Source organism: Pseudomonas sp. GW821-FHT01A09, from assembly GCF_058986725.1.
The window spans coordinates 41,313-45,703 of the sequence record NZ_JBYSWB010000035.1; the positions used below are offsets into that span (position 1 = coordinate 41,313).

General features: G+C 63.1%; 2 protein-coding genes. Both read left to right on the plus strand.

What is annotated here, in order from left to right; translation table 11 throughout:
- Positions 1–257: 257 nt before the first annotated feature.
- A complete protein-coding gene (mprF, locus tag AC3WJP_RS26440; RefSeq protein WP_493724150.1) occupies positions 258–2,900 on the plus strand; it encodes a bifunctional lysylphosphatidylglycerol flippase/synthetase MprF in 2,643 nt (880 codons plus the stop codon).
- The gene (locus AC3WJP_RS26445; RefSeq protein ID WP_493724151.1) at positions 2,900–4,249 is read left to right on the plus strand and encodes a virulence factor family protein; all 1,350 of its coding nucleotides are present in this window, start codon (positions 2,900–2,902) and stop codon (positions 4,247–4,249) included. The genes mprF and AC3WJP_RS26445 overlap by 1 nt, the downstream gene beginning before the upstream one ends.
- Positions 4,250–4,391: the final 142 nt, after the last annotated feature.

Sequence of the window (4,391 nt, forward strand, 5' to 3'; positions counted from 1 at the left end):
CGCAACCAAACATCAGAGAAGGCCACTTGAAAGAGTGGCCTTTTTTGTGCGCGCTAAAAAAACTGACATTTCAACCGCTTAGACTATCGTCAAGATGACCGGGCAAGCCTGATCGTGAAACTTGCGCTAAAGCTTTGCACAGGTTCGCCGCTTAATGGTCGTACGGGTTAACATTGGAATTACACTTTTTTTCAGATGGACAGGTAAAAGAGACCGGATTGGCTGAATCCCGTCGTCCAGCGTCCACGAGGTTTTTGATGCGCCCCGACTCACAGGAAGTTGACACCAGCAGTGCTCCCGTCCATCCGATCGATCCTCGGCGCCTGCGCTGGCTGGAACTGCTGAGTCGCTATCGGCAGCCGATCGGCTTGACGGTGACGCTGCTGCTGTTCGGTATTGCCTTGATGGCGTGCTGGCATTTGTTGTTCGAGATGGATATCTACGCCCTGCACGACTCGGTATTGAGTACGCCGCGGTCATCCCTGGCAGGTGCGCTGGCCGCGACGATAGTCGGCTTCATCATCTTGCTGGGTTACGAGTGGTCGGCCAGCCGTTACGCCGGCGCCGACCTCAAACCGGCGACGCTGGCACTGGGCGGCTTCACCGCCTTCGCCATCGGCAACGCCATCGGCCTGTCGCTGCTGTCCGGTGGCTCGGTACGGTACCGCCTTTATGCGCGCAAAGGCATGGGCGCCACTGAAGTCGCGCGCATGACGCTGTTCGCCAGCCTGTCCCTGGGGTGTGCCCTGCCGCCGCTGGCAGCCTTGGCAACATTGAGCAACCTGCCCGCTGCCGCGGTAGCCCTTGGCCTGTCGGAGGGCCTGCTGGGCATCGTGGCAGGCGCCATTCTGCTGCTGTTCGCGGCCTTGGCCATCGGCATCTATCGCCGTCGCCTGCCGGAACAGCCCATCGCCAACAACCTGCTGGTACGGGTCGGGCGCCGCACCTTGCGCTTGCCGACCCTGCGCCTGACCCTGCTGCAGCTGGTGATCACCGCCCTGGACGTGGCGGCCGCCGCGACCGTGCTGTATCTGCTGCTGCCCGAAACGCCGCCATTCGGTGCCTTCCTGCTGGTCTACCTGCTGGCGCTCGCAGCCGGCGTGCTGAGCCATGTACCCGGCGGCGTCGGGGTGTTCGAGGCGATCCTGCTGGCCGCCTTCGCCGATCAGATCGGCGCGGCGCCATTGGCCGCCGCCCTGCTGCTGTACCGCATCATCTATGTGGTGCTGCCGCTGCTGGTGGCCTGCGTGATGCTGCTGATCAACGAAGGGCGGCGCTTCTTCTTCGCCCAGCAGGCCATTCGCGTGGCCTCCGGGCTGGCGGCGCCGGTCCTTGCGCTGCTGGTGTTTCTGTCCGGCGTGGTACTGCTGTTTTCCGGCGCCACCCCGGAAATAGACACCCGCCTGGAACACATGGGCTTTCTCATCCCCCATCGGCTCATCGATGCCTCGCACTTTGGCGCCAGCCTGATCGGCGTGCTCTGCCTGTTGCTGGCCCAGGGCCTGCGCCGGCGCCTGTCAGCCGCCTGGATGCTGACCACCATTCTGCTGCTGGTGGGCGCGCTGTTGTCGCTGCTCAAGGGTTTTGACTGGGAAGAAGCGACCATGCTGACCCTCACCGCAGCCCTGCTGGCGGTGTTCCGTCGGTCGTTCTATCGCCCCAGCCGCTTGCTTGAAGTGCCGTTCTCGGGCGTCTGGCTGGTGTCGAGCGCCTGCGTGGTGGCGGCCTCGATCTGGCTGTTGTTCTTCGCTTATCAGGACGTGCCCTACAACAACCAGCTGTGGTGGCAGTTCACCCTCGATGCCGACGCCCCTCGCGGCCTGCGCTCGGCCCTGGGCAGTGCAGTGCTGTTGATCATCGTCGCCCTGACCTGGCTGTTGCGCACGGCCCGGCCGACCATCCACCTGCCCACTGCCGAAGAGCTCGAGCGTGCCGCGCGCATCCTCGCGCACTCCAGCCAGCCCGACGGCGGCCTGGCCCTGACCGGTGACAAGGCGCTGCTGTTCCACCCCAACGACAAGGCGTTCATCATGTACGACCGGCGTGGGCGCAGCCTGGTAGCGCTCTACGACCCGATCGGCCCGACTCAGCCGCGCGCCGAGATGATCTGGCAGTTCCGCGACCTGTGCGACCTGCACCATGCTCGCCCGGTGTTCTACCAGGTGCGCGCCGAGAACCTGCCCTTTTATATGGACATCGGCCTGACCGCCATCAAGCTCGGTGAAGAAGCGCGGGTCAACCTGCACACCTTCGACCTGGAAGCCAAGGGCAAGGAGATGAAGGACCTGCGCTACACCTGGAACCGCGGCACCCGCGACGGCCTGTCGCTGGAAGTCTACGAACCTGGCGCCGCGCCGTTGGATGAACTAAAAATCATCTCGGACGCCTGGTTATCAGGTAAGAATGTGCGCGAAAAAGGCTTCTCCCTGGGCCGTTTCAGCGCCGACTACCTCAAGCACTTCCGTATTGTCATCGTCCACTTCGAAGGCAAGCCGGTGGCATTCGCCAATCTGCTCGAAACCGATCGCCATGATCTGGCCAGTCTGGACCTCATGCGCGCGCACCCGGAAGCGCCGAAGCTGACCATGGAATTCATGATGGTGGGCCTGATCCAGCACTACAAAGCCAAGGAATACGCACGCTTCAGCCTGGGGATGGTGCCTTTGTCCGGGTTGCAGACGCGACGTGGCGCACCCCTGACCCAGCGCCTGGGTTCGATGGTGTTCCAACGCGGCGAGCAACTCTATAACTTCCAGGGGCTACGTCGTTTCAAAGATAAATTCCAGCCCGACTGGGAACCTCGTTACATGGCCGTGCCCGCTGGACTCGATCCGATGGTGGCACTGGCCGATACTGCCGCACTGATTGCAGGCGGCTTGACTGGATTGGTGAAACGCTGATGATTCGACGTTACGGGCGAGCAGTTCTCGTCACGCTGTTGGTATTGATCCTCGCGCTGGCGGGTGGTTACTGGTTCTGGAACCGCCCTGCTCCGGCTGCCCATATAGAGCAGATTGCCCTCAGCGACGGCAGCAAGGCAGCGCTGGTGACCCCAGGCACTCGCATCAAGTCGCGGGTGGCGCTGGCGGTACCGGCGGAGCAGATGCTCAATGACAACCAGTTGCTGGACCTGAGCCAGTCCGGCGCGGCGCAGATCCTGCAGATCATCCTGCCCAAGGACGACTGCACGCTGCAGGCCCAAGCTCTGCAAGCCGGCCTGAAGAAGCTCGATGGCGCGCCTGACGTGGTCAGTGGCATCGGCCCCGGCGCGACCCTGGCGTGGCAGTGGCTGGCCAGCCAGAACAACGACAAGGCCCAGGCCATCTCGGTGGACTTCACTATCGAGCATGCCGAAGAACCCGACCCGGACGCGCCTAAACCGGCCGTGCCACCACCGCCCTTCGAGCCGAAGTGCAAGACGCCGCTGGCCAAATCCGCGGCCCACGGCAAGTGGACCGTGGCCTGGAACGACAACCCCGATGACGTCGCTGCCGCTTTCGTGCGCGACCAGCCTAACGCCCAGACCAGCATCAGCGACTACGACGTCAACCTGCCTCAGGTGATGAAGAATTCCCTGGCCGACGTACTGGTCGGGCAATCCGCCGGTCAGCTGAAGATTCCCGTGGTCGAAGTGCCTGCCGGGCAATCTTCCGACACCGTGACGCTGTTCCTGTCCGGTGACGGCGGCTGGCGCGACCTGGACCGCGATGTGGCGGGCGAAATGGCCAAACTCGGCTACCCAGTGGTGGGGATCGACACGCTGCGCTACTACTGGCAGCACAAGAGCCCGGAAGAAACCGCCTACGACCTCGCTCAGCTGATGCACTTCTATCGGCAAAAATGGGGCACCAAGCGTTTCATCCTGGCCGGCTATTCATTTGGCGCCGACGTGTTGCCAGCGGTCTACAATCGCCTGCTGCCCGAAGATCAGAGCCACATCGATGGCGTGATTCTGCTGGCCTTCGCCCGTAGCGGCAGCTTCGAGATCGCAGTCGAAGGCTGGCTCGGCGCAGCTGGCAAAGAGGCCCCCACCGGACCGGAAATGGCCAAGCTCCCCGCTGCCAAGGTGCTCTGCGTGTACGGCAAGGAAGAGGCGGACGAAACCGGCTGCACCGAAGCCACCGCCCCGGGTACCAAGCTGGAGCTGCCTGGCGGTCACCACTTCGACGAGAACTACCCGGCACTGGCCAAGCGCCTGACGGATGCTATCGATAAGTTCCAGGGTAAGGAAGATACCGCTCAGAAGTGATTTTTCGGCGGTGATGAAAGGCCCGAGTTCTTTATGGATTCGGGCTTTTTTGTGGGTGGGTGATGGGGGATTGGGGTGTGGCCCTGCTTGCGCTCCAGCCTGGGCGGCGCCCCACATTGGCCCCTCGCTGACGCTCGGGGTA

What these genes read in the sequence shown, in the direction of transcription:
- mprF (WP_493724150.1), top strand. Translation starts at nt 258, where the DNA reads ATGCGCCCCGACTCACAGGAAGTTGACACCAGCAGTGCTCCCGTCCAT.
- AC3WJP_RS26445 (WP_493724151.1), top strand. Translation starts at nt 2,900, where the DNA reads ATGATTCGACGTTACGGGCGAGCAGTTCTCGTCACGCTGTTGGTATTG.